Annotated in this window: 19 protein-coding genes; 7 read left to right on the top strand and 12 right to left on the bottom strand. The window is 72.9% G+C overall.

Annotation, left to right across the window (positions count from 1 at the left end):
- Positions 1-11 precede the first annotated feature (11 nt).
- Positions 12-542, top strand: a complete 531-nt coding sequence (locus FYW95_RS01910; protein ID WP_159940060.1) for a CinA family protein — start codon at positions 12-14, stop codon at positions 540-542.
- A gap of 159 nt (positions 543-701) precedes the next feature.
- On the top strand, positions 702-1,058 hold the full coding sequence (locus FYW95_RS01905) for a helix-turn-helix domain-containing protein (protein WP_159939812.1): 357 nt from the start codon (positions 702-704) through the stop codon (positions 1,056-1,058).
- 109 nt (positions 1,059-1,167) lie between these two features.
- On the opposite strand, the gene FYW95_RS01900 is transcribed toward FYW95_RS01905, so the two are convergent.
- The 5 genes from FYW95_RS01900 to FYW95_RS01880 all read right to left on the bottom strand — a co-directional run bounded on the left by FYW95_RS01900 (position 1,168) and on the right by FYW95_RS01880 (position 6,947).
- Positions 1,168-1,632 (bottom strand): RrF2 family transcriptional regulator, encoded by a 465-nt coding sequence (locus FYW95_RS01900; RefSeq protein ID WP_159939814.1) that lies wholly within the window; start codon positions 1,630-1,632, stop codon positions 1,168-1,170.
- Between the two features lie 265 nt (positions 1,633-1,897).
- Positions 1,898-3,385: a glycoside hydrolase family 3 protein gene (locus FYW95_RS01895; protein ID WP_160049903.1), complete on the bottom strand. Its 1,488-nt coding sequence runs from the start codon at positions 3,383-3,385 to the stop codon at positions 1,898-1,900.
- Positions 3,386-3,546: 161 nt separating this feature from the next.
- The gene (locus FYW95_RS01890) at positions 3,547-4,581 is read right to left on the bottom strand and encodes a carbohydrate ABC transporter permease (RefSeq protein WP_236572029.1); all 1,035 of its coding nucleotides are present in this window, start codon (positions 4,579-4,581) and stop codon (positions 3,547-3,549) included.
- A complete protein-coding gene (locus tag FYW95_RS01885) occupies positions 4,578-5,567 on the bottom strand; it encodes a carbohydrate ABC transporter permease (protein ID WP_159939820.1) in 990 nt (329 codons plus the stop codon). Before FYW95_RS01885 ends, FYW95_RS01890 begins: the two co-directional genes overlap by 4 nt.
- A gap of 99 nt (positions 5,568-5,666) precedes the next feature.
- Positions 5,667-6,947: an extracellular solute-binding protein gene (locus FYW95_RS01880; protein WP_159939822.1), complete on the bottom strand. Its 1,281-nt coding sequence runs from the start codon at positions 6,945-6,947 to the stop codon at positions 5,667-5,669.
- A gap of 253 nt (positions 6,948-7,200) precedes the next feature.
- Between FYW95_RS01880 and FYW95_RS01875 the strand changes: the two genes are divergently transcribed.
- Complete coding sequence (locus FYW95_RS01875; RefSeq protein WP_159939824.1) at positions 7,201-8,415, top strand: ROK family transcriptional regulator; 1,215 nt, start codon at positions 7,201-7,203, stop codon at positions 8,413-8,415.
- A 155-nt stretch (positions 8,416-8,570) separates the two neighbouring features.
- Here the strand turns inward: FYW95_RS01875 and FYW95_RS01870 are convergent, their stop codons facing one another.
- Complete coding sequence (locus tag FYW95_RS01870) at positions 8,571-9,074, bottom strand: GNAT family N-acetyltransferase (protein WP_159939826.1); 504 nt, start codon at positions 9,072-9,074, stop codon at positions 8,571-8,573.
- A 262-nt stretch (positions 9,075-9,336) separates the two neighbouring features.
- Positions 9,337-13,848 carry an ATP-dependent helicase gene (locus tag FYW95_RS01865; protein ID WP_160049902.1) on the bottom strand — a complete coding sequence of 1,504 codons (4,512 nt, stop codon included), beginning with the start codon at positions 13,846-13,848 and terminating at the stop codon, positions 9,337-9,339.
- A 48-nt stretch (positions 13,849-13,896) separates the two neighbouring features.
- Between FYW95_RS01865 and FYW95_RS01860 the strand changes: the two genes are divergently transcribed.
- The 3 genes from FYW95_RS01860 (at position 13,897) to recX (ending at position 16,034) form a co-directional block, all read left to right on the top strand.
- On the top strand, positions 13,897-14,091 hold the full coding sequence (locus FYW95_RS01860; RefSeq protein ID WP_159939830.1) for a DUF3046 domain-containing protein: 195 nt from the start codon (positions 13,897-13,899) through the stop codon (positions 14,089-14,091).
- A 223-nt stretch (positions 14,092-14,314) separates the two neighbouring features.
- Positions 14,315-15,469: a recombinase RecA gene (gene recA / locus FYW95_RS01855; protein WP_159939832.1), complete on the top strand. Its 1,155-nt coding sequence runs from the start codon at positions 14,315-14,317 to the stop codon at positions 15,467-15,469.
- The gene (gene recX, locus FYW95_RS01850; protein ID WP_160049901.1) at positions 15,462-16,034 is read left to right on the top strand and encodes a recombination regulator RecX; all 573 of its coding nucleotides are present in this window, start codon (positions 15,462-15,464) and stop codon (positions 16,032-16,034) included. Before recA ends, recX begins: the two co-directional genes overlap by 8 nt.
- A gap of 26 nt (positions 16,035-16,060) precedes the next feature.
- Here the strand turns inward: recX and FYW95_RS01845 are convergent, their stop codons facing one another.
- The 5 genes from FYW95_RS01845 to FYW95_RS01825 form a co-directional block, all read right to left on the bottom strand.
- Positions 16,061-18,169: a S9 family peptidase gene (locus tag FYW95_RS01845; protein WP_159939835.1), complete on the bottom strand. Its 2,109-nt coding sequence runs from the start codon at positions 18,167-18,169 to the stop codon at positions 16,061-16,063.
- Between the two features lie 199 nt (positions 18,170-18,368).
- Positions 18,369-19,466, bottom strand: a complete 1,098-nt coding sequence (locus FYW95_RS01840) for an amino acid ABC transporter permease (protein ID WP_159939837.1) — start codon at positions 19,464-19,466, stop codon at positions 18,369-18,371.
- Positions 19,463-20,137, bottom strand: coding sequence for an amino acid ABC transporter permease (locus FYW95_RS01835; protein WP_159939839.1), 675 nt, complete (start codon positions 20,135-20,137; stop codon positions 19,463-19,465). The genes FYW95_RS01840 and FYW95_RS01835 overlap by 4 nt, the downstream gene beginning before the upstream one ends.
- An 80-nt stretch (positions 20,138-20,217) precedes the next feature.
- Entirely contained in the window at positions 20,218-21,057 is an 840-nt protein-coding gene (locus FYW95_RS01830) for a glutamate ABC transporter substrate-binding protein (RefSeq protein ID WP_159939841.1), read from the bottom strand.
- Between the two features lie 44 nt (positions 21,058-21,101).
- Entirely contained in the window at positions 21,102-21,845 is a 744-nt protein-coding gene (locus FYW95_RS01825; protein WP_201294604.1) for an amino acid ABC transporter ATP-binding protein, read from the bottom strand.
- Between the two features lie 315 nt (positions 21,846-22,160).
- Between FYW95_RS01825 and miaB the strand changes: the two genes are divergently transcribed.
- Positions 22,161-23,627, top strand: a complete 1,467-nt coding sequence (miaB, locus tag FYW95_RS01820) for a tRNA (N6-isopentenyl adenosine(37)-C2)-methylthiotransferase MiaB (RefSeq protein WP_255459437.1) — start codon at positions 22,161-22,163, stop codon at positions 23,625-23,627.
- Positions 23,628-23,665: the final 38 nt, after the last annotated feature.

Genomic DNA, 23,665 nt, shown 5'->3' with positions numbered 1-23,665 from the left:
ACCGGGTCCGCCTGGGCTCGGAGGGGCGGGAGTTCCGCGTCGAGGTGCTCACCGCGGCCGGGGCCGCCCACCGGGCCCTGCTCGACCGCGGTGCCACCTGCGCCACCGCCGAGTCGCTCACCGGCGGTCTCATCGGCGCCCACATCACCGCCATCCCCGGCTCCTCGGGGTCCTACCGGGGCGGCGTGGTCACCTACGCCACCGACACCAAGGCCGCCCTGCTCGGGGTCCCGGAGGACCTGCTGGCCGAGCACGGCGCGGTCCACCCCGACGTGGCCGCGCACATGGCGCTCGGCGTCCGCCGCCTCCTGCGAGCGGACTTCGGGGTCGCGGTGACCGGCGTGGCCGGGCCCGAACCCCAGGACGGGCAGCCCGTCGGCACCGTCTATGTGGCCGTCGCCACCTCCCCCGAAGACACCCGTGTCCGGCCGTTCCGTTTCACCGGGGACCGTGCGGGTATCCGATACCGCACGGTCGAGGGGGCGCTGGTGCTCCTGGACTCGGTCGTTCGAGGGAGCACGGAGGGGAACCACCGGGCCTGAGCTTTCGGTTGGTGCCCCTTATCCCCGCGCCGGGGGAACAAAACCACCCCCGGACGAGGTTCCCCCTCCAGCGAACAGGACGGCAAGAGGTGCCCGAATCGGGCGTAGGGCGGGTACGGTGTTGTATATGAAGGTCGCTACCGGTGGGAGGGAGCGCGAATGATGGTCCTGCTTCGTCACCTACTTGGTGACGTGCTCAGGCGGCTCCGGCAGCGCCAGGGCCGCACCCTCCGTGAGGTGTCGGCCGATGCACGTGTATCCCTCGGTTACCTGTCGGAGGTCGAGCGCGGGCAGAAGGAAGCCTCTTCCGAACTGCTCTCCTCGATCTGCGGGGCGCTGGGCGTCCCGCTTTCACAGGTACTGAGAGAGGTCTCCGACCAGCTCGCCCTCGCCGAGCTGCAGGAGGCCGCGCTGCTGGGCGACGCGGTCCCGAGCGACCCCGTCACCGCCCAGGACCTCGGCATCGACCCGGTACCGGATCGCGTTCCCCAAGTCGCCGACATGGTCGGGGTCTGACCCCGTCTCGGATCTGTCCGTCCGTCATCACCGTGACCGCGAAGGAGCCGGCCCCAGGGCCGGCTCCTTCACACGTGTTCGGGGCCGACGGGCGGCGGACGCCCGGGGCTCAGCGGTGGGTGTGGTTGACCCAGGCCTCGGGGTCCTCGGCCAGGGAGCGCACGGTGTCGGGCAGTTCGTTGGTCACCAGGTGTTGGAGGTTGACGCCCTCCAGGATGGCGCGCTCGCTGGCGCGCAGGGCGATCCACACCTGTTGCAGGCTGCGGGCCGCTCCGTCGTAGTCCACGTGCTCGGGCCGCTCACCGCGCACGTTGGCGAGGGGCCCGTCGACCGCGCGGATGATGTCGGCCAGGGAGATCTCCGCCGCGGGGCGGGCCAGCCAGTAGCCGCCGACGGGGCCGCGCTGGCTGCGCACCAGACCGGCACGGCGTAGCTGGGTGAGGATGTTCTCGAGGAATTTTCCGGGGATGGCCTGCGCACGCGCGAGCTGCTCGGCCGTCACCGGCCCCTCGTCGGCGACGGCGAGCTCCGCCGCCGCGCGTAGCGCGTAGTCGACCCGGGCTGAAAGGCGCATGCTGTGATTATGCCGTGGTTAGAAGGGCGAATGGGGCACCGGGCGCCGACGGATGCGCCGACGGCCGGGGTGCTTCAGGTCAAGCGTACTTCTCCTACCGGCTTTCAGGGACATCGGTGACGTTACGGCCCGGCCGTCCCCGGTTCCGCGCCCCTCCGGTGCGACCGGCCCCTCCGCGGCCCGGACCGGACGTGACCGGACGGGGGCAGGACCCCGTCCGGTCGGCGGAGGTCCCCGCCCCGGTCGCGGGCCGGACGGGCGGGGGTCAGCTCCGGCCGGAGGAAGCGCCCACCGCCCCGCCCAGCAGCTCGGCCGCGCTCAGTCCGTTGACGTGGGCGGCACCGTAGGTGCTCACGTGCGCGCCGCAGTCGGGCCGCCAGATGGGCAGCCCCATCTCCACCACCACGGCCTCGGGGCGGGCCCGGAGCAGGCGGCTCACCAGCGCCCGGGCGCCCTGGTAGCGGTGCGCGTCCCGTACCACCACGACCAGGTCGCGTCCCCGGGCGCCCTCCAGCAGCCGGTCGGCGTGCCCCGGCTCGGGGGAGACCCGCTCGACGTCGGGGAACCAGGGGCCCAGTCCCCAGGGCACCTCGCCCACCGCCATACCGGCGGGGGCGTCCACCTCCACCACGTACGGGTCGCTCAGCGGGGGCAGGTCGCCCGCCACACGCACCGCGCGGCGGGCCCCGGCCAGGCCCACGCCGTCGGTACCGGGGACACCGTCGGCACCGGTGGCGGCCGACCGGCGGGCGGCCGAGGAGCGGATCCACGCGCGCAGATCGGCGTTGCGGGCGGCGGCCTCCTCCAGGCGCTCCGCGGGCAGGCGTCCCTCGCGCACCGCCTCCACCAGCGCGGAGCGGACCAGATCGACCTGGTCGGCGTAGACGTACCTGCCCAGGCACAGCAGGTCCACCCCGGCGGCCACCGCGCGCACGCTCGCCTCGGGGATGCCGATCCGGCCGCTCACGCCCTGCATGTCCATGGCGTCGCTGACCACGCTCCCGGTGAAGCCCAGCTCCTCCCGCAGCAGGTCGTTGAGGATGTGCGGAGTGAGCGTGGCCGGCCCCTCCCCGCCCAGTCCGGGCATCTCGATGTGCGCGGTCAGGATGGACCGCACCCCGGCCTCCACGGCCGCGCGGAAGGGCAGCAGCTCGCGCCGGCGCAGGAGGTCGGCGTCGGCCTCCACACGCGGCAGCACGTGGTGGGAGTCCTGCGAGGTGGCGCCGTGCCCGGGGAAGTGCTTGGCGCACGCGGCCACGCCCGCCTCCTGCAGGCCCAGCACGGCGGCGGCCGCGTGCCGGGCGACCAGCTCGGCGTCGGCGCCGAAGGAGCGGGTGCCGATCACCGGGTTGTCGTCGGCGACGTTGACGTCCACCGAGGGGGCCAGGTCCAGGTTGAAGCCCAGCCCGGCCAGCCGTCCGCCCAGGGAGCGCAGGGTGGCGCGGGTCAGGTCGGGGTCGTCCACAGCGCCCAGCGCGGCGTTGCCCGGGTAGTCGCTGCCCCGCGCCTGGCCGATGCGGGTGACGTCGCCGCCCTCCTCGTCCAGGGAGATGAGCGGGGTGTCGGCGGCCTCGGCCAGTGCGGCGTTGAGCGCGGCGACCTGCTCGGGGCCGTCGAGGTTGTTGTGGAACAGACAGACCCCGGAGACGCCGTCTGCCAGACCCTCCAGGACCCAGCGCGGGGCGTGGTAGGACTCGAAGGGCACCAGCAGCGTGGCGTTGGCCAGGCGCGCCAGGGTCGGGTCGTACGGCATGCGGACTCCGTTCGGGAAGGGGTGCCCGTCACAGGGCAGACGAAGGGCGGGGAAGCGGGGAGACGGGGGAGCAGGGAAGCGGCGGAGCGGACCCCGGCACGGACCCGTGTCCGGGTTCCGCGACGCGGGGCCGCGGAACCCGCCGCGCCGGGCGGAGGCGGTCAGCCCTTGACCGCGCCCATGGTCAGACCGGAGACCATGCGCCGCTGGACGAACAGGAAGAAGATCATCACGGGGATGGTCAGCAGCGTGGAGGCCGCCATGATCGGTCCCCACTCGGTGCCGAAGCGGCCGAAGTAGTAGGACAGGGTCAGGGGCAGCGTGTAGTCCTCCGTGCTGCGGCCCAGGAACGTCAGTGCGACGATGAACTCGTTCCAGGCCGTGATGAAGGCGAAGATGCTGGCCGCCACCAGGCCCGGCGCGACCAGGGGCATGAGGATGCGCCAGAAGACGGTCCAGGAGCCGGCGCCGTCGATGGCGGCCGCCTCCTCCAGCTCCTTGGGCACCGCGGCCACGAATCCCCGCAGCATCATGATGGTGATCGGCAGGGACACGGCCGTGTACACGATGAGCAGGCCGGAGAGGTTGCCGAGCAGCTGCACGCCGCTCAGGTCGGACAGCTGCCGGAAGTTGATGAAGATCGAGATGATCATCGCCTCCATCGGCACCATCTGGATCACCATCAGCAGGATGACGAAGGCGGTGCGCAGCCGGAAGCGGAACCGGGCCACGGCCACGGCGGCCAGCAGCGACAGGAACGCTCCCATGGCCACGGCGGAGACGGTGACGAACAGGCTGTTGGCCAGGAACTGCCAGAAGTTCACCCCCGGGATGAGCTGTCCGTTGAGCACCCGGTCGAAGTGGGCCAGGGTCGGCGCCTGCGGCAGGAGGGTCTGGTCGCGGGTGAAGATCTCGCCCACCGGCTTGAAGGCCGTGATGACCATCCAGTACACGGGGAACACGGAGAACAGGAACACCGCGACACCGGCCAGGTACAGCGGCAGGCGGCGCAGGCGGCGCAGCGGACTGCGGCGGTAGACGCGTCCGGCGCCGTCGCCTCCGGCCCCGGCGGCCCCTCCCGTGGCCCCGGCGGCCCCTCCCGTGGCCCCGGCGGCTCCCGCGCTCCCGTCCCCGGTGCGCTCACGGGCGGCGTGCTCGCGGGCGGTGGAGCCCGCACTGTTGTCGATCGCGGTCATCGGGTCTCCCCCTGGCGGATCATGATGCGCAGGTAGTACGCGGTGACGGCGAGGATCATCACGGTCATGACCACCGCGATCGCCGAGCCCATGCCGTAGTTGGCCGGGTTGGCGCTGAAGCCCTGCTGGTAGATGTAGTACGAGAGCAGGTAGACGTCCTTGTTCTGGAAGCTGTTGGCCAGGATGTACAGCTGGGTGAACACGCGCAGGTCCCAGATGACCTGCAGGACCAGCAGCAGGGCGAACAGCGGTCGCAGCATGGGGAACGTGACGTTCCAGAACGCCTTCCAGGCGCCGGCGCCGTCCATCCTGGCGGCCTCGTACAGCTCGTGCGGGATGCTCTTGAGCCCGGCGAGCACCGAGACGGCCACGAAGGGGAAGGACTGCCAGACGATCACCGTGACGAGGATCGAGAACAGCGACAGCGGTTCGAGGAACCAGTTGTACTCCAGCCACCCGCCGCCCACCAGCCAGTCCGGCATCCGGTCCAGCATGACGTTGACCAGTCCGCGCTCGGGCAGGAACAGCCACCGGAAGACCAGCGAGGCGCTCAGCGCCGGGGTGGCCCAGGCGAGCATCATGCCCAGGGCCACGAACCCCGAGAACCACTTGGGGAGCTTGTGTAGCAGCAGCCCCACGAGGGTGCCCAGCACCATCGTGATACCGACCATCAACACGCAGACCACGACCGTGTTGCGCAGGATGGTCCAGAACGTGGGGTCGGTCAGCAGTTTCTGGTAGTGGGCGAAGTCGTTCCAGGTGGGCCCGGGCTGGTTGGGCAGCAGATTGCGGGTGGTGAAGCTGGTGAGCGAGTACCACACCATCTGCACGATCGGCCACAGCAGCACGATCGCGAGCAGGATCAGGGCCGGGGCGATGAGCAGGTACGGGGTGGGCAGTCCGCGGCGGCGCGGAGCGGGTGCGGCCTCGGTGTCTTCGAGGGGCCGGACCTCGCGCGCGGGGGCGGGTTCGACGGTGTGTGCCATGGTCTTCTCAATCGAGGCGTGGGCCGGGCGCGGCGGGCGGGGTCCGCGCGGGACCCCGCCCGCACACCGCTCTGCGCGGTCGCGGTGGGACGGTCGCGGCTACTCGACCGGCTCGTTGAGGATCGCGGTCAGCTCCTCGTTGGCGGCCTCCAGGACCTCCTCGGGGTCACCGCCGCGGACGATGTCCAGGACGGCGCCGGGCAGGATCTTGCTGTCCTGGTCGGCCGCGGTCCAGCGCGGGGTGGTCGGGAAGAACCGGGTGTTCTGCATCTGCTCGGCGGCGGCGGCCCGGTCGGGGTCCTCCTGGTACTCCGGGCTGTCCAGCAGCGCCGGGTAGGCCGGGAAGAAGCCGGCGACGTCGGCGTAGCCCTTGCCGCCCTCCTCGTCACCGAGGACGGTCAGCAGCTCGAAGGCCAGGTCCGGGTGCTCGGTGGTGCTGAACACCGTCAGCGCGGAGCCGCCCGCGAAGGCGGGGGCGATGCCGTCGGCGCCGGGGATGGGCGCGGCGGCGATGTTCTCGACCACCGCGGGGTCCTCGGCCTGCTCCTCCATGGAGCCGCGTGCCCAGCCGCCGTCGATGTACATGCCCAGCTCGCTGTTGGCGATGTCGGCCAGGGCGATGAGCTCGTTCTGGCCGACGTAGTCCTGCGGGGAGACGCCGTCGGTGGTCAGGCTGGCGTAGAACTCGACGGCCTCGACGGTGGCGGGGTCGGTGAGCCTGCCCTCCCACGTGTCACCGTTCTGCACGGCGATGTCACCGCCGTTGCTCCAGATGAAACTGGCGATGCCGTTGGTGAAGTCGGTCGGGGCTGCGAAGCCGGGGACGTCGTACTCGTCCTCGATGGCCTCGGACACCTCCAGCAGCTCGTCCCAGGTCTGGGGCGGCTCGTGGCCGAGCTCCTCCAGCCAGTCCGCGCGGTAGTACAGGGTGCGCACTCCGGAGAACCACGGAACGCCGTACTGCACGCCCTCGTAGGTGCCGTACTCCAGGGCGTTCTCGTCGATGCCCGCCGCGGCGTCCCAGTTGCCGACCTGCTCGGTGATGTCGAGCAGGGCGCCCTGGGAGGCCCAGGAGGCGACCTGGTCGTTGCCGACCTCCAGGACGTCGGGTGCGTCGCCGCCGGCGAGGGCGTTGGTGATGGACTCCTGCGCGTCGGGCCACGGGATGAACTCGACGTTGACCTCGACGTCGGGGTTGCCCTCCTGGAAGCGCGCCTCGGCGTCCTCGAAGTACTCGACGAGGGGCTCCTGGGAGGTGCCCATGACCCAGACGGTCAGGCTGTCGGCCTCACCGCCGCCATCGGCGGGGTCCGAGCCGCCGCCGCACGCGGCGGCGAGCAGGACCACGGTCGTGGCCGCGGCGATCTTGGGGAACCTCATGTGTACCTCTTCTCCCTTCGCACGGCGCGCCTGGGGTCGACGCCTGTGCTCGAGCCGACCTGCGATGATCGGAGGATCACCCGGCGACTCGACGACTTCGTGGGGGTTGTGCTGGGATAGCACGTTGGCCGCCCCGCCGGCGCGGGTACCGGAAGGGCCCGGAGCGGGCCTGCCAGGACGTGACCTCCTGTGAGGTTGTGAGCTAAATTAACAGGAAACTTTCCTAATAAAAACAGGGTGAGGTGTCACGGTTATGTCTCAACGTCCGGGGACTCCCCGGCTGCTACGCCAGCTCAACGATCGCGCGGCGCTGGAACTGCTGCTGTCCGCGGGACCCTTGACCAGGACGCAGCTCGGGACGAGGACCGGCCTGTCCAAGGTGACCGCCTCCCAGCTGCTCGCGCGGCTGGAGGAGCGCGACCTGGTGCGCGTGGTGGGCAGCCAGGCGGGCGGCCGGGGGCCCAACGCCGCCCTGTACGCGGTGGTTCCCGAGAGCGCCTACGTCGCAGCCCTCGACGTCAGCGCGCAGCGGGTGACCGCGACGATCGCCGACATCACCGGCCGGATCATCAGCGACGTGACCGTCGACCCCAGCGCCTCCGAGGACCCCGTGGCGCTGGTGCACACCGCGGTGATGCGCCTCGCCGACACCGCCGGGGTCCCCCTGGACAAGGTGCGTGCCTGCGTCATCGGCACGCCCGGCGTCGTGGACCCGCGCACCGGTGACATCCGCTTCTCCTTCGACCTGATGTCCTGGCACGAGGGCATTCTGGAGGCCCTGCGCGCCGACCTCAAGCGCTCGGTCGTGATCGAGAACGACGTGAACCTGGCGGCCCTGGCCGAGCACTCCGAGGGCGCCGCCTCCGGGGTGGCCGAGTTCGTGCTCATCTGGCTCAGCGCCGGCGGAGGCGTCGGCATGTCCACCATGATCGACGGCCGCATCCACCGGGGCAGGTCCGGCGGCGCGGGCGAGATCGGCTACCTGCCGGTGCCCGGCGCGCCCATGCCCACCGACGTGGGGCTCTCCGGCGGCTACGAATCCCTGCGCGACGGCTCCCGCCGCGAACTCCCGCACGGCTTCCAAGCACTGGTCAAGGCCGGTCAGGTGGTCGAGCTCGCCGCCGGGTACGGCATCGAGGGCTCCGACGTCACCGAGGTGGTCGCCGCCGCCTCGGCCGCGGGCACCCCCGGGGCGGACGCCTTCCTCGACGCCTTCGCCGAGCGCCTGGCCCGGGGGGTGGCCGCCGTCACCGTCATCCTCGACCCCGGCCTGGTCGTGCTGGGCGGCGACGTCGCCCGCGCGGGCGGGACCAAGCTCGCCGAACGGGTCCAGGCCGCCACCGCCCGCATCGCCCCCAACGCCACGGAGGTCGCGCTGGGCCGGGTGGAGGGCAGCCCGGTCGTGCGCGGAGCGCTGCTGCACGCCCTCGAACGGGCCCGCGAGGAGGTGTTCTCCTCCACCGTCTGACCGGTTCCGGCCACGCCCTTGGGAGCCCTCCCGGACCGGCCGCCTCCGGGTTCGGGCCGCCTCCGGCGCTCCAGCCCGCCCTCCGGCCCTCCTCACCCGGCCGGGGCGCGGCGTCCGCCGCGGAGCGCCAGCGGCGGCGGCCCTCCGAACGGCGGTCACAACCCGCGGGCCATCACCACGCGCGGCAGTACGCGGATGTCCTCCTCCGAGTCCCAGAGCCGCACCAGGCCAGGCCCCCACGCCCGTCGGGGCAGGACACCGAAGCCCCGGGCCGCGTACCAGGGGCCGTTCCACGGCAGATCGCGGAAGGTGGTGAGCGTGAGTCGGGCGTGACCGGCGGCCGCGGCCTCGGCGCACACCGCCTCCAGCAGGGCGCCGCCGACACCCCGCCGCCCGTGCTCCGGACACACGGCGAGCTGTTCCAGGTGCGGGTGGCCGTCCACGGTCACGGTGGCGGCCAGGCCCACCGGCGCCGGGTCCGCGGCACCCCGGCCCGCCGCGGGGGAGCCCGGCGGCGGGCCCTCGGCCACCAGGACCCGTTCCGCGCGGGCCAGCATCCCGCGGGGGTCGTCGGGCGGCAGCACCACCCCGGCCTCGGCGAACACCGTGTCCGCCGCCAGCGACACCTCCACCAGGCGGGGAACGTCCCCCGCACGCATCGGCCGGATCCTCCCGGGTCCCATCCCGTCTCCCTTCGGCGCCTCGGAGACCATGGTGGCCGGAACCGGCCGACCCGGCCAGCCGTTTTCGCGCGCCCCCGCCGCCCCCGCCGCCCCCGCCGCCCCCGCCGCCCCCGCCCGGTACACACCGCCCGTCACGTGAGGGGACCCGAACGCGGAGCGCGCCGATGACGGGTCGCGGGGGCGGGAGGGCGGACGAACCCGCCACCGGCGCCGACGGGGGACCGCGTCCGCCTACACGTCAGCGGCGCAGCCGGAGGCCCCTGGGCGTCACGTGGAAACCCGCCGCCACCAGGGCGCCGTCCAGGGGGGTGCCGAAGACCTCCGAGCCGTCCGCGCGCTCCACCGTCAGGTCCCCCACGGAGCCGCCCCGCACCACCTCGGCCAGGGCCCGGGCGGCCCGTTCCAGCAGGTCGGCGGACGACCCGAAGGTCAGCACCGAACGGCCGCCCCGGCCCACGTACAGGGTCGGGCGCCCTCCGTCGAGCACCACCAGCGCGCCCGCCGTCCGCCCGGGCCGGGGCACCGCCTCCCCCTCGGCTCCGGAGGGCCAGGGCAGGTCCAGGCCGAACGGGTTGGCCGGGTCGGTCGCGGCCAGCACCACGGGGGCGCCGGCGGCGCCGTCCACCGCCCGCAGCCGGTCCACCGCGCCGGGCAGCGCGAACTGGGCGCCGCCCAGACCCTCCACGAAGTAGCCCCGGCGCACCCGCCCCGACTCCTCCAGCGTGCGCAGCACCCGGTACTCGTCCGGCGAGATCCGCCCGCCCTGGTAGCCGCGCACCAGGACGCCCCGGCGCTCCAGGCGGGCCTCCACCCGGGCCAGGGTGAGCCGGGTCGGGTCCTGCTCGCGCTCGGGCAGCACCCACCAGCGGCCAGCGGCCGCGGGCGGACCCGACCGGGTCGGCAGCGCCGGCCGGCGCCCCGCCGACCGGCGCGGCGCGCGCCGCGCGGCCGTCCCCGTACCCAGCAGGGCGCGCAGCGGCGCCAGGGTGTCGTTGGTGACGCAGCCCGACCACACCAGCTCCCACAGCGCCGCGACCAGGTCGGCGTCGGAGACCGCGCGAACCCCCTCGCGCGCCGTCGCGCGGTCGGCGACGTCGCGGAAGAACAGTGCTCCGCCCTCCCGCAGGACCTCCAGCACGGTGTGCGCGAGGGTTCCCTCCCCGGGCGGCCGCGGCTCGGGCAGCACCAGGGAGGCCTCGTCGGCCGGGGCCAGGTACACCCACCCGTCCCCGCCCGGCAGCGCGCCCCCGCCCGCCCACACGACCTCACCGGCCTGGGTCAGCTCGTCCAGGCGCCCCGGCGCGTAGTCCTCCACCCGGGCGGGCAGTACCAGCGACTCCAGCGCCGACGCCGCCAGCGGTGACCAGCGCAGCGACTCCACCGCCTCGAACACCGCGTCCGGCCCCCGCCAGCGCTCGCCCGGCACGGCCCGCTGCCACAGCGGTGCGAAGCGGGCCAGCGACTCCGGGCCGACCGGTTCGACCTCCCGGCGCAGCCGGGCGACCGAGCCGCGCCGCAGCCGGCGCAACACCTCGGCGTCGCACCACTCGGTGCCCGCCCCGCCCGGCCGGAACCCGCCGCTGGAGACCCGGCCCCGGCGGGACAGCTCCCGCAGCGCGCCCTCCACGACGTCGCGCCCCAGACCCAGCCGCTCCGCCGCCTCGGCGGCGGTGAACGGCCCGTGCGTGCGCGCGTACCGCGACACCAGGTCGAGCGTGGGGAACTCCACCGGCTCCAGCAGAGCCCCGGGCACCCCTTCCGGCGGGCCCACCCCCAGCGCGTCGCGCAGCCGCGCCACGTCCTCCACCGCGCACCAGCGCTCGGCGCCCGCCACGGGCAGGCGCACCACCCGGCCCTCGTCCTCCAACCCGGCCAGCCACTCGCGCCGGGCACCCCGTCGGGCGGCCTCCACCGTGGTCAGCGGCCCCACCTCGCGCAACAGGTCCGCCGCGCCCTCCGCGTCCCGGGCCCCGGTGCCCTCGGCGGTGCGCTGCAGGCGGGCGTCCACCTCCTCCACCACGCGCGGGTCGAGCAGCTCCCGCAGGTCCACCCGGCCCAACAGGTCGGCCAGCAGGGACGGGTCCAGGGTCAGCGCCTGCGCCCGCAGTTCGGCGGCGGGGGCGTCGCCCTCGTACAGGAACGCCGCCGTGTACTCCATCATCAGCGACCGGGCGAAGGGTGAGGCGTGCTCCGTGCGTACCTCCACCACGCGCGTCCGCCGGTCCCGGATCCGTGTGAGGGCCTCCAGCAGCGCGGGCACGTCGAACACGTCCCGCAGGCACTCGCGTACCGTCTCCAGCACGATCGGGAAGGACCCGTAGCGGCCCGCCACCGACAGCAGGTGGGAGGCCCGCAGCCGCTGCTGCCACAGCGGCATCCGCCGGTCCGGGCGCTGGCGGGGCAGCAGCAGCGCCCGCGCCGCGCACTCGCGGAACCTGGCCGCGAACAGCGCCGACCCCGGCAGCTCCTCGGTGACCGCAGCCTCCGCCTCCTCCGGGTCCAGCGCCACCAGGTCGGTCAACCAGCCCGTCCGGTCCAGGGCGCCGTCCCCGCCGTCCGGCAGCCGCAGCACGATGCCGTCGTCCCCGTGCACCACCTGCGCGTCCGTGCCGAACCGGGCCCGCACCCGGTGCGCGATCGCCAGCGCCCACGCGGCGTGCACCCGTGCGCCCAACGGCGAGTGCACCACCGCCCGCCAGTCGCCGACCTGGTCGCGGAAGCGCTCGATGACCACGGTCCGGTCGTCGGGCACCTGGCCGGTGGCCTCGCGCTGGTCGGCCACGTAGGCCACCAGGTTGCCCGCCGCCCACGCGTCCAGGCCCAGGCCCTCGGCCAGGGCCATCGCGCGATCCGCGTCGGCCTCGGCGAGTTCCCTGGTCAGCTCGCCCACCGCACGGCCCAGCTCGGCGGGCCGCCCCTGCGCGTCGGCCTTCCAGAACGGCATCCGCCCGGGCCGCCCCGGCGCGGGCGAGACCAGAACCCGGTCGGAGGTGATCTCCTCGATCCGCCACGAGGTGGAGCCCAGCACGAACACGTCGCCCACCCGCGACTCGTAGACCATCTCCTCGTCCAGTTCGCCGACCCGGGTGGGCGCCCGCCCGGGAGCGGAGTCCGAGGCCAGGTGCACCCCGTACAGCCCCCGGTCCGGGATCGTGCCGCCGCTGACCACCGCCAGCCGCTGTGCTCCCGGCCGCCCCCGCACCACGCCGGCCTCCCGGTCCCAGACCAGGCGCGGGCGCAGTTCGGCGAACTCATCGGAGGGGTAGCGGCCCGCGAGCATGTCCAGCACCGACTCCAGCACCGCGTCGGTCAGGCCCGAGAAGGGGGCGGCCCGCCGCACCAGGGCGGCCAGGTGGGCCACCGGCCAGTCGTCCATGGCGGCCATCGCCACGATCTGCTGGGACAGCACGTCCAGGGGGTCCCGCGGCATCTCCAGGCGCTCGATGCCGCCCTCCCGCATCCGCTGGACCACCACGGCCGTCGCCAGCAGGTCGCCGCGGAACTGGGGGAGGAAGACCCCGCGCGAGGTCCCGCCCACCCGGTGCCCGGCCCGGCCGACCCGCTGCAGGCCGCTGGCCACCGAGGGCGGGGACGCCACCTGCACCACCAGGTCGACCGCGCCCATGTCCACGCCCAGCTCCAGGCTGGAGGTGGCCACCACGCAGCGCAGGCGACCCTCCTTCAGCTCGTCCTCGATCAGCGCCCGCTCCGCCTTGGACATGGAGCCGTGGTGGGCGCGGGCGAGGACCGGCGCGCCGCCCCGGCTGCTCCCGGACTGGGCCAGGACCCGCGCCGGGACCTCCTCCGGGGGCAGGCCCGGGGCGTGCCGCTCGGCGTGCAGGTCGTTGAGGCGCGCGCACAGGCGCTCGGCCGTGCGGCGGCCGTTGGTGAACACGATGGTGGACCGGTGCGACTCGACCAGGTCCAGGACCCGCGCCTCCACGTGCGGCCACAGGGAGCCCCGGTCCGGGGCTCCCGGGGCCTCGGGGGCGTGCGGCGCCGGGCCGGGTTCCTCCATGTCGGGTACGGGCACCGCCACGCGCAGGTCCATGTCGGGGGAGTCGGGCGGCGCGACGACCTCGGCCCCGCCGAGGTACTCGGCCACCACCTCGGCGGGGCGCACGGTCGCCGACAGCCCGATCCGCTGCGCCGGGCGCTCCAGCAGGGCGTCCAACCGCTCCAGGCTCAGCGCCAGGTGCGCGCCGCGCTTGGTGCCCGCCAGCGCGTGCACCTCGTCGACGATCACGGTCTCCACCCCGGCCAGTCCCTCGCGGGCACGCGAGGTCAGCACGAGGAACAGCGACTCGGGGGTGGTGATGAGCACGTCCGGCGGACGGCTGGCGAGCCTGCGGCGCTGGCCGGCGGGGGTGTCGCCGGTGCGCACCCCCACGGTGACGGGGGACAGCTCCCGCCCCTGCGCCTCCGCGGCCGCGGCGATCCCGGCCAGGGGGACCTCCAGGTTGCGCTCCACGTCCACGGCCAGGGCCTTGAGGGGGGAGACGTACAGCACCCGGCAGCGCCGGGAGCGGTCCTCGGGCTGCGGAGCCGAGGCCAGCCGGTCCAGGGACCACAGGAAGGCGGACAGGGTCTTGCCCGAACCCGTCGGGGCCACCACCAGGGTGTCGCGGCCCCGGGAGACCGCGTCCCAGGCCCCGACCTGGGCCGGGGTGGGGCCGGAGGGGAAGGCCTGTGCGAACCAGGCCCGGGTGGCCGGTCCGAAGCGTTCCAGGGAGTGAGGCGCACGGCTCATTCCGCCAGTGTGCCCCCCGGGTGTGACGGATCACCGATACTGGGCCCGATGAGACTCACGGTTTTCTGGAACAAGATGCACGAGCAGTTCGGCGAGGCCTACGCGCACAGCCTGGCCCAGGACTACGTCCTGGAGGGGGTCGGCTCCCGCACCGTGCAGCAGGCGCTGGCCGACGGCGTGAGCGCCAGGCAGGTCTGGCACGCCGTGTGCGACGCCTTCGACCTTCCCGCCTCCGCACGCTGACCGGGCCCGCGCCCGCGCCCGCCGGCCGAACGCGTGCCCCGCGGGCCGCGCGCACGCCTCGAACCGCTGGTCGAACACGCGCCTCGAACGCCACATCGAACACAGGTTCGGGTAATGTGGGTTGTCCACAGGCGAACGTCGGGCGTCGCGATTGTCGTACCGACCGCGTAGCGTCGTGCGCATCATGAAGAAGAAGGCATCGACCCAACAACAGGGGTATCCCGTGGCATCTGGAGACCGAGACAAGGCTCTCGAAACAGCGCTCGCCCAGATCGAGCGGCAGTTCGGCAAGGGCTCCGTCATGCGTCTGGGCGATGACGACCGCCCGCCGATCGAGGTGATCCCCACGGGGGCGATCGCCCTCGACGTGGCCCTGGGCATCGGCGGTATCCCCAAGGGGCGTGTCGTCGAGATCTACGGTCCCGAGTCGAGCGGTAAGACGACCGTCGCCCTGCACGCGGTGGCCAGCGCCCAGAAGGCGGGCGGCATCGCCGCCTTCGTCGACGCCGAGCACGCGCTCGACCCCGAGTACGCCAAGAAGATCGGCGTCAACACCGACGACCTGCTGCTCTCCCAGCCCGACACCGGTGAGCAGGCGCTGGAGATCGTCGACATGCTGATCCGCTCCGGCGCGATCTCCATCATCGTCATCGACTCCGTGGCGGCCCTGGTGCCCCGCGCCGAGATCGAGGGCGAGATGGGTGACAGCCACGTGGGTCTGCAGGCCCGCCTGATGTCCCAGGCGCTGCGCAAGATCGCCGGTGCGCTGCACCAGACCAACACCACCGCGATCTTCATCAACCAGCTGCGCGAGAAGGTCGGCGTGATGTTCGGCTCGCCCGAGACCACCACCGGTGGCCGGGCGCTCAAGTTCTACTCCTCGGTCCGGCTGGACGTGCGCCGCATCGAGACGCTCAAGGACGGCACCGACGCGGTCGGCAACCGCACCCGCGTCAAGGTGGTCAAGAACAAGGTGGCCCCGCCCTTCAAGCAGGCCGAGTTCGACATCCTCTACGGGGTGGGCATCTCCCGCGAGGGCAGCCTCATCGACCTCGGCGTGGAGCACGGCATCGTGCGCAAGTCGGGTGCCTGGTACACCTACGACGGCACCCAGCTGGGCCAGGGCAAGGAGAACTCGCGCAACTTCCTGCGGGAGAACAGCGACGTGGCCAACGAGGTGGAGAAGAAGATCAAGGAGAAGCTGGGCGTGCCCGCCAAGGGCGACGACAGCGCCTCCGGCCCGGCCGCCGACCCCGCCGAGCCCGCCAAGGAGTCTCCGGTGTCCGCTCCGGCCCCGGCTTCGACCACGGCGGCGGCCAAGGCTCCCGCCAAGCGCGCCTCGGCCAAGACCACCAAGGCGCCCGCGACGGATGAGTGAGGGCCGCCGGTCCCGCTCCGCGCCCGAGGCCGACGACCACTCCCCGGGCGGCCGTCCGCCGTCCGGGGAGGATCCCGAGACCCGGGTCCGGGGCCTGGTCCTGCGGATGCTCACCCACTCCCCGCGCACCCGTGCCCAGCTGGAGCGGGCCCTGCACCGCAGGGGGTTCGAAGAGGAGGTCGTCAACGCCGTCCTCGGCGAGTTCGGCGAGGCCGGGCTGATCGACGACGCGGCCTTCTCCCAGGCCTGGGTGTCCTCCCGCCACCACGGAAGACGGCTCTCCCGCCGCGCCCTGGCCCAGGAGCTGCGCACCCGCGGGGTGGAGGAGGACACCGTCCGGGAGGCGGTCTCCGAGCTCAGCGACGAGGACGAGGAGGAGGCCGCCCGCGACCTGGCCCGCCGCCGCCTGGCCGCCAGCCGGGGCAGGGACAGGGAGATCCGGATCCGCCGGACCCTCGGTGTCCTCGCCCGCAAGGGGTACTCCTCGGGGCTGGCCTACCGGGTGGTCCGCGAGGAGCTCGAGCGCGAGGGTGTCGAGGCCGACCTGTACGACCCCGACGCCTGAGGCCGCCGGGCGGTGGGCCGGCGGGGTCAGTCGCCCGTACCGGTTCCCGCCGCACCTGATCCAGCGGTACCGGCCCCCGCGTCACCGGCTCCTCCGGCGGCCTCGGCCGTCTCCGGTGCCCGTCCGGCCCCGGCCTCCGCCGGCTCCCCGGACGCCTTGGCGGCCTCCGGATCCCCGGGCCCGGGGGGATCGGTCGTCAGCTCCAGCGCGGGCACGTCGGCCTCGAACCCGAACACCCGCGCGTAGAGGGCCAGCTCGGCCTCCAGGGCCCGCAGGCGCGCGCCCGGGGCGCTGAACCCGTGTCCCTCGCCCTCGAACTCCAGCAGGGCGTACTCCACGCCCCGCAGCCCCAGCGCGGTGGCCATCGCCCGCGCCTGCTCGGGGGGTACCACCCTGTCGTCCAGCCCCTGGAGCAGCAGCACCGGCACATCGATGTCCCCGGCGCGGTTGACCGGTGAGCGCTCGAGGTAGCGCTCCGTGAACCCGGGCAGCGTCCCCACCAGGGAGTCCAGGAAGTGCGACTCGAAGTCGTGCGTGGTCTCGCTGAACCCCAGCAGGTCGGTCACGCCGAACAGCGACACCCCGCACGCGAAGGTGTCCCCGGTCAGGGCCATCAGCGCCGTGTACCCGCCCGCGCTCGGTCCGCGCACGGCCAGCCGCCGCGGATCGGCCGCCCCCTCCTCCACCAGGGCCCGCGCGGCGGCCAGGCAGTCCGCCACGTCCACCACGCCCCACTCCTTGTGCAGGCGCTTGCGGTAGGAGCGCCCGTACCCGGTGGAACCGCCGTAGTTGACGTCCACCACGCCGATCCCGCGGCTGGTGAAGTAGGCCTTGGCCAGGTCGAAGGCGCGCGTGCACGCCGAGACCGGTCCGCCGTGCGCCCACACCACGTACGGCGCCGGGCCCTCGGACCGGGCCTCGGGGTGGGTCGGCGGGTACACGTTGGCGTACACCGGGGCCCCGTAGCGCCCCGGCAGCGTCCGCTCCCGGGGAACCGGCAGGTAGGCGGGGTCGGGAGGCTTGTCGACGGAGGAACGCAGCACCTCCACGCGTCCGGTGTCGGGCTCCAGCCGCACCAGGCACTGCGGTTCGGTGGGGGAGGAGGCCACCGCCACCACGGTCCGACCGTCGGTGTCCAGCATCGACCACGTGGTCAGGTCGGTGCGCACCGGCGCCAGGTCCAGGGTGTCGGGGTCGTACACCCCCGGCGTCATGTCGGCGTGGCCGTGCAGCACCACGATCCGGCCCGAGTCCAGGACACAGAACGACCGGTTGCCCAGGAGCCCCGGGGACGCGTGGAACTCCTCCTCGGCCGGGTAGAGCGCGATCGCCTGCCCGGTCAGCCCGGCCTGGTACAGGTTCCACCAGCCCGGCCAGTCGGAGGCCAGGTACAGCGTCGCGTCGTCGGCCCAGACCGGGGAGACCACAGACTCGTCCACACCGCCCTTGAGCGTGTACTCGCCCGACAGGCCCGAGGCCTCCAGCGCGCCCACCCTCAGCTCGCTGCCGTCCCACGGCATACGGGGGTGGTTCCACCGCACGTAGGCCAGGTGTGCGCCGTCCGGCGAGGGCGTGGGCGAGGCGTAGAAGTCCGCGCCCGAGACCAGCTCCCTCAGTGCCGCCGGGTCCTGTGCGCCCCGGCCCGACAGCGGTACCGCCACGATCGACCGGCGGACGGCGCCGCGGGAGTGCTGCTCGCGCACGCACAGCACCGCGCGCCCGTCCGGGCTCAGCGCCGGGTCGGCGTAGCGGGAGTCCCCGTCCTCGGGGGTGAGCGGCACGGGCTCCCGTGATCCGCGCTCCAGCAGGTAGAGGCGTTGGTCCTCGGCGGAGGAGAACACCACGCCCATGCGGACGATGGCCTTGTCGTCGCGGCGGGGAACCGGCAGGTAGGCGCGGCCCCCGTACTCGTGCACCCGGGTGCCCGCGCTCCAGGGGGAGGGCAGCAGCTCGGTCACCGTCCCGTCGGTGTCACGCCGCATGAGGGTCGTGCGCCCCTCCTCCGGGCGTCCCTCCTCCCACCAGATCTCCCCGCCCGCGATGGAGGGGAACGCCAGGCGCCGCACCCCTCGGGTGACGTCGCCTGCGCTGATGGGCGAGGGCCAGGAGCCGTGAGAACTCGACAGTTCAGACATGTCCGCTCAGGGTGGGTCGTGGGTTCGATGAGATGACATGTCGACCTTAGTCTTCGCACGCCTTCCTGTGCAGTCCTGGACGGCAGAGGCGCGTACCGGGTGTCCCGGGCCGCCGCCCGCCGCGACGGCGACGGCCCCGCCCGCGCCGTGGGGCGCGGACGGGGCCGTCGCGGTCGGGACCGTGGCCTGCGGGGCGGGGTCAGCCGCGTCCGGCCGGGGATCCGTCCCCGTCGGTGCCGTTGCCGTCGGTGTCACCGTCGCCGGGTTCGGCGCGCCCCTCCTCGGTGAGGGTGTCGGGCAGGGGTTCCTGCACGGTCGGTTCCACCGCGACGGCTCCCGCGGCGCCCGTGGCCGTGTCGGCCTTCGTCGGGGCGCCCTCAGCGTCCGTGGGCTTGGCCGAAGGCCTGCCGCGGCGGGAGTTGCGCCGCTCCAGCCAGATCGCCACCCGGCTCAGGGTCAGGTTGATGGCGATGTAGATGAGCGCGCAGATGATCGCCGCGGGGATCACGTTGCTCTCACGTGTGGCCAGGAGGGTGAAGCTGCGCAGCAGTTCGGGGAAGGCGATGATGTAGCCCAGCGCGGAGTCCTTGAGCAGGACCACCAGCTGCGCCACGATCGCGGGCATCATCGAGGTGACCGCCTGCGGGATCAGGATCAGCCACAGGTTCTGCGTCCGGGTCATCCCGATGGCCTGCGCCGCCTCGGACTGGCCCTTGGGGACGGCGAGGATGCCCGCGCGGAAGACCTCCGCGAGCACCGAGCCGTTGTACAGGGTCAGGCCCGTGACCACGGCGGCCAGGGCGGTCACCTGGAAGGTGCCGGTGGGGATGTCGAACAGCTGCCAGGCCACGATCGGCAGCGCCATCGTGAAGAAGATCAGCATCAGCAGCGGGATGCCGCGGAAGAACTCCACCACGGCCCCGGCCGGGACGCGGATCCACCAGCGCTCCGACAGGCGGCCGATGCCGAAGAGCAGGCCGAAGACGATCGCCAGGACCGAGGCGGTCAGGGCCGCGGTCAGGGTGTTCTGTAGGCCCGGCAGCACGTAGGAGGTCCACGTCTCGGGCCGCAGGAAGGGCTCCCACTTGTCCGCGGCCCACTGCCCGGCCGGGTTGACCGCCCAGGTGGCCGGGTCGAACAGGGAGGTCTCCCGCTCGGTCAGGGTGCGGTTGAAGCCCAGGTAGAGCACCGCAAGGCCGGCCGCGAACAGGATCAGGGTGGCGACGGTGTAGACGACGTTGCGCACGCGGGCCCTGGGGCCGGGTACGTCGAAGAGGACGGCGGTCTGCACGCTCATCGGACCACCGCCACACGCTTGGAGAGCCAGCCGAAGAAGTAACCCGTCGGCAGGGTCAGGATCAGGAAGCCGATCGCGAAGCCGACGAAGGTCGGCAGGACCGGCGCGATCCCCTGGTCGAACATGAGCTTCATCTCGCGGGACGCCTCCTGAACGCCCAGCCCCGCGACGGAGGCGACGGTCGTGTTCTTGGTCAGCGCGATCAGCACGCTGCCCAGCGGGCCGACGACGGTGCGCAGCGCTTGGGGGATGACGATGAGCCGCAGGTTCTGGGTGAAGGTCAGGCCCAGGGAGCGCGCGGCCTCCACCTGGCCGAGGGGGATCGTGTTGATGCCCGCGCGCAGCGACTCCGAGACGAAGCAGGCGGTGTAGGCGGACAGGCCGATGACCGCCCACCAGAAGACGTCCATCGCGACGCTGTCGGCCATGCTCAGGCCCAGGGCGCTGTTGAGGCCCAGCCCGCAGAAGAGCAGGACCAGGGTCAGAGGGGTGTTGCGGACGCCCTCGACGTAGGAGGTGGCGAGCCCGCGCAACAGGGGTACGGGGGAGGCCCGCATCGCGGTGAGCAGGATGCCCAGCACGAAGGAGAGGAGGGCGCTGACGAGGGTGAGCCGGACGGTCCATGAGAAACCGTCGACAACCCTGTCGATATTGCTGAGAAAGGCTTCCATGGGTCCCAGCCGGTCAAGGGCCGTGGGGGGGGGGGGGGCCCCGCCCCCCCCCCACGGCGTGTGGTCAGTGGACGAGGGAACTACTCGCAGTCCTCGGTCTCGGGAGCGGACTCCTCGTAGGCGAAGTCGGTGGCGCCGAAGGCGTCCTCCAGGGCCTGGGTGGCCACGCTCTCCTCCCACATCTTGGCGATGGCGGCGTTGACCTCCTCGCAGCGCTCGGTGGAGCCCTCGGGCAGGCCCACGCCGTACTTCTCCTCGCCGAAGGGGTTGTTGACCATCCGGAAGTCCTCGGGGTTCTGCGCCGCGAAGCCCGCGAGGATGGTGTTGTCGGTGGTCACCGCGTCGACGGTGCCGTTGCCGAGCAGCTCCAGGCACTCGGAGTAGTTGCCGGCCTCGCGCAGTTCGGCGTCGATGCCCATGTCGTCGACGATGTTGTGGGCCGACCGGGAACCGGAGGCCGAGCAGAGCACCTTGCCCTCCAGGTCCTCCGGACCCTGGATGTCCTCGTTGTCGGCGGCCACCAGGATGTCCTGCTGGGCGACGTAGTAGGGGCCGGCGAAGTCCACGACCTGGCGGCGCTCGTCGGTGATCGAGTAGGTGGCGACCACCATGTCGACGGTGCCCTGCTGCAGGAAGGACTCGCGGTTGGCGGAGGCGGCCTCGGTCCACTCGATCTGGTCGGGCTCGTAGCCCAGCTCACCGGCGATGTAGGTGGCCACGTCCACGTCGAAGCCGACGGGGGCGTCGCCCTCGAGCAGGCCCAGGCCCGGCTGGTCGTACTTGACGCCGATGGTGATGGTCTCGCCGCCGTTGCCGCCGTCACCGCCGCCGCCGCCGACGTCGGCGGTGCCGCAGGCGCTGAGGGCGAAGGCCAGGGCGGCGGTGCCGCCCAGGATGCTGCTGATGCGACCGACTCGCATAAGGGATACCTCTTCCTTGGTTCGTGTGGAGAACGCGGAGAAACCTAGTGGGTCAGGATCTTGGAGAGGAAGTCCTGGGCCCGCTCGGACCGGGGGTTGGTGAAGAACTCGTCCGGGGTGTTCTCCTCGACGATCTGCCCGTCGGCCATGAAGATGACCCGGTTGGCGGCGCGGCGCGCGAAGCCCATCTCGTGGGTGACCACGACCATGGTCATCCCCTCGCGGGCCAGGTCGGTCATGACGTCGAGGACCTCCTGGACCATCTCGGGGTCCAGTGCGGAGGTGGGCTCGTCGAAGAGGATCACCTTCGGGTTCATGGCCAGGGCGCGGGCGATCGCCACGCGCTGCTGCTGGCCTCCCGAGAGCTGGGCCGGGTACTTGTGCGCCTGGTCGCCGATCTGGACGCGGTCCAACAGCTCCATGCCGCGCTTCTCGGCCTCCGCCTTCCCCTGGCGCAGGACCTTGGTGGGGCCCAGGGTCACGTTCTGCAGCACGGTCTTGTGCGCGAACAGGTTGAAGGACTGGAACACCATGCCCACGTCGCTGCGGAGCTTGGCCAGGCCGCGCCCCTCGGCGGGCAGGGGCTGCCCGTCCAGGGTGATCGTTCCGGAGTCGATGGTCTCCAGACGGTTGATCGTCCGGCACAGCGTCGACTTGCCGGAACCGGACGGACCGATGACGACCACCACCTCGCCGGAGTTCACCGTCAGGTTGATGTCGCGGAGCACGTGCAGGTCGCCGAAGTGCTTGTTGACGTTCTCCAGCACGACGAGAGGAGTTGAGGTCATGTTCGGAACCTAATGGGTCCATGTTGCCGTGTCATCACGAAATCACCGGCCGCCCGCGGAGTAGCAGACTTGTTACGACGCGATCAGCGAAACTGTTACCCGTTTGGATGATTGAGTGGCCGTTTGTCGCTCCCTGTCGTGATTCCGTGCTTCAGCGTCTCACATACACCCTGCTCAGCTGGACACAACCTCCCCTCCTCTCCCGCGGTACCCGAGGGCGCACCCGGAATCGGGGGGCCGCCCGCGGAGGAGGGGCGCCGCACGGTCCGCGACAGCGGATAGCCTGGTTCCGTGAGCCAGAGTCGTACCTACCAAGTGCGGACCTACGGCTGCCAGATGAACGTCCACGACTCCGAGCGCCTCTCCGGTCTGCTGGAGGACGCTGGGTACGCGCGCGCAGCCGAGGACACCACCGCGGACATCGTCGTCTTCAACACCTGTGCGGTCCGGGAGAACGCCGACAACCGGCTGTACGGGAACCTCGGGCACCTGCGTCCGGTCAAGGACGCCAACCCGGGCATGCAGATCGCCGTCGGGGGCTGCCTGGCGCAGAAGGACCGCGGGGAGATCGTGCGCCGCGCCCCCTGGGTCGACGTCGTGTTCGGCACCCACAACATCGGTTCCCTGCCCACCCTGCTGGAGCGCGCCCGCGTCCAGCGGGAGGCGCAGGTGGAGATCGCCGAGTCGCTGGAGCACTTCCCCTCCACGCTGCCCAGCCGCCGCGAGTCCGCCTACGCCGCGTGGGTGTCCATCTCGGTGGGTTGCAACAACACCTGCACCTTCTGTATCGTGCCCGCGCTGCGCGGCAAGGAGCAGGACCGCCGCCCCGGCGACGTGCTCGCCGAGGTGCGCGCCCTGGTCGACGAGGGCGTCAGCGAGATCACCCTGCTCGGGCAGAACGTCAACGCCTACGGCAGCGGGTTCGGCGACCGCCAGGCCTTCTCCAAGCTGCTGCGCGCCTGCGGCGAGATCGAGGGGCTGGAGCGGGTCCGCTTCACCTCCCCGCACCCGCGCGACTTCACCGACGACGTCATCGAGGCCATGGCCGAGACCCCCAACGTCATGCCGCAGCTGCACATGCCGCTGCAGTCGGGGTCCAGCCGGGTGCTCAGGGCGATGCGCCGCTCCTACCGCCAGGAGCGCTTCCTGGGCATCGTGGAGAAGGTGCGCGCCGCCATGCCGCACGCCGCGATCACCACCGACATCATCGTGGGCTTCCCCGGCGAGACGGAGGAGGACTTCGCCGAGACGCTGCACGTGGTCCGCGAGGCCCGCTTCGCCATGGCGTTCACCTTCCAGTACTCCAAGCGCCCCGGCACCCCGGCCGCCACCATGGACGAGCAGGTGCCGCCCGAGGTGGTCAAGGAGCGCTACCAGCGGCTGGTCGAGCTCCAGGACCAGATCTCCTGGGAGGAGAACCAGAAGCTGGTCGGCCGGGAGGTCGAGCTGCTCGTCTCCGAGGGCGAGGGCAAGAAGGACGGTGAGCACCGCCGTCTGTCCGGCCGCGCCCCCGACAACCGCCTGGTGCACTTCGCGGTCGGCGACGGCGAGGAGCCCCGCCCCGGCGACACGGTGACCGTGGAGGTCACCTACGCCGCCCCACACCACCTGGTGGCCGACTCCGGCATCCGCGACCTGCGGCGCACCCGTGCAGGGGACGCCTGGGCGGCCCGCAACGGCCAGCCCGTGCCCGACACCAAGCCGGGGGTGCTGCTGGGGATGCCCGCCGTCGGGGTTCCGGCCGCCCAGCCCGCCCCCGCGGGCGGCTGCTGCGAGCTCTGACCCCGCTTTCCACGGACGTCCCCGGCGCACCCGCACCG

This window comes from Nocardiopsis sp. FR4, assembly GCF_009830945.1.
GTDB lineage: Bacteria > Actinomycetota > Actinomycetes > Streptosporangiales > Streptosporangiaceae > Nocardiopsis.
Note: the sequence above shows the minus strand (reverse complement) of the source record. Positions and strands in the feature narration are given on the sequence as shown.